Origin of the sequence: Mesorhizobium sp. M7A.F.Ca.CA.003.01.2.1 (assembly GCF_003998945.1) — a bacterium.
Lineage (GTDB): Bacteria > Pseudomonadota > Alphaproteobacteria > Rhizobiales > Rhizobiaceae > Mesorhizobium > Mesorhizobium ciceri.
On the sequence record NZ_RZRA01001113.1, the window covers coordinates 1 to 1,619 of the forward strand.

1 protein-coding gene and 1 pseudogene are annotated in these 1,619 nt (G+C 63.1%); one reads left to right on the plus strand and one right to left on the minus strand.

The genetic code is table 11. The features are described 5' to 3' along the window. A pseudogene (locus EN969_RS35635) lies at nt 1-304 on the plus strand (hypothetical protein); the annotation flags it as partial. A gap of 120 nt (nt 305-424) precedes the next feature. Here the strand turns inward: EN969_RS35635 and EN969_RS30275 are convergent. Beyond that, the coding region (locus EN969_RS30275) for an NAD(P)-binding protein (protein ID WP_164758632.1) at nt 425-1,619 on the minus strand (1,195 nt) is incomplete at its 5' end.

Consider the following 1,619-nt stretch of genomic DNA (forward strand, 5'->3'; position numbering starts at 1 on the left):
CAGGTATGCTCTCGCTTACCAAGCGAGAAACAATTTTCTCCATGGCGAGCCAGTTGGACGGGAGCACTTGGTTTTACCTTCCGGTCAGCCCGTTGGGTTTTTGGTCTCGGCGCTTTATCGAAACGCAATTGCGACATTTGTAGATCTGACAGCTACCGTAAGCATCGACGGAAAGGCGTCTGTTGGAGCAATCGCACAGGCAATATCTGAAATGTCCGACCGTCGAAGAGTTCCGCGCACTGTAGAAGATGCCTTCATTAAGGCCATGGCTCCTAAGCCGGAAACCGAAGACGACGATGAGTAGCGACAACAGCCATTCCCGCAGCTATGCACTTTAAAAGAACCTGCTGGTCGAGCACTGCAGCGGCGCTGAAATCCGCCCTTCACGCGATGACCCTGTCGCCTGCAGCGAACCGCAGGCGCCCTATTCCGCGGCCAACGCCGTGACCTCGCGGCGGAAGGGCAGTGCGTCGCCGATATCGGCTTCATCCAGCTCGCGCGCGAAGCGGTGACCGGCATAGGTTGCCCAGGCGATCGGACCCGGCGCCTCGGCGTCGCCGATGATTTTGATCGAGCGGATTCCGCTGTCGGCCCATTCGTCCCGCCGCGCCTTCAATTCCTGCCAGACACTATCGTCCTGGTGGCGTGACGTGACCAGCACCACGGCGTCCGCGGCGATGTCAAATTGGCTGCCCGTATAGGCGCACGCCGTGGCAACACCGCCCGGCACGATGCGCGTCACAGTCCGGTTCAGCACGATCTCGACGCCGAGTTCGGCCAGCCGGCGATGGACGGCGCCCTGCTCCAGCGTGTTGCGGGTCCAGTCGGATACATAGGCCGACGGCGTCACCAGCGTCACCTTCGCGCCCTGGCGCGCCATCAGCTCGGCCAGAACGCCACCCATGTAGTAGTGGTCGTCGTCGAACAGCACGACACTGCCGGTCGGCACAGTGCCGGCCATCAGATCGTCCGGCGTGTAGACCGGCATGGCCGGGTCGATCGGCATCGGCACGACATGCGCGCGCGCCACGCCGTCTCGGCGCCATGTCGAGCCGGTGGCAAGCGCAATGTTCTGAAAGCCGAAGTCCAGTATCTCCTGCGCCGACAATCGGCTTTCGAAATAGACGTCGACATTGGACATCTGGCTGATCTGGTACTGGCGGTAGTCGCGCACGCGTCCCCATGCCGAGAGACCAGGCAAGCGGCACTCGCGCGCCACGCGGCCGCCAAGTTCGGTGCCGGCCTCGGCGATGGCCACCTGATAGCCGCGCAGGCCGAGCGCACGCGCCGCCTCCAGCCCGGCCGGGCCGGCGCCGACGATCAGCACGCTGTCGCTATCGCCCTTGGCCTGCATGCGTTCGGGATGCCAGCCCTTGCGCCATTCCTCCATGAAGGTCGGGTTCTGCGTGCAGCGCGAGATCGACATGGTCATGTCGCCGGTGATGCAGATGTTGCAGCCGATGCATTCGCGAATGTCCTCGATGCGCCCCTCCTCCACCTTCTTCGGCAGGAAGGGATCGGCAATCGATGGGCGCGCGCAGCCGATGAAATCCAGCGTGCCGGACTTGATCATCTTCACCATCACATCCGGCGAGGTGAAGCGACCGACGCCTACGACC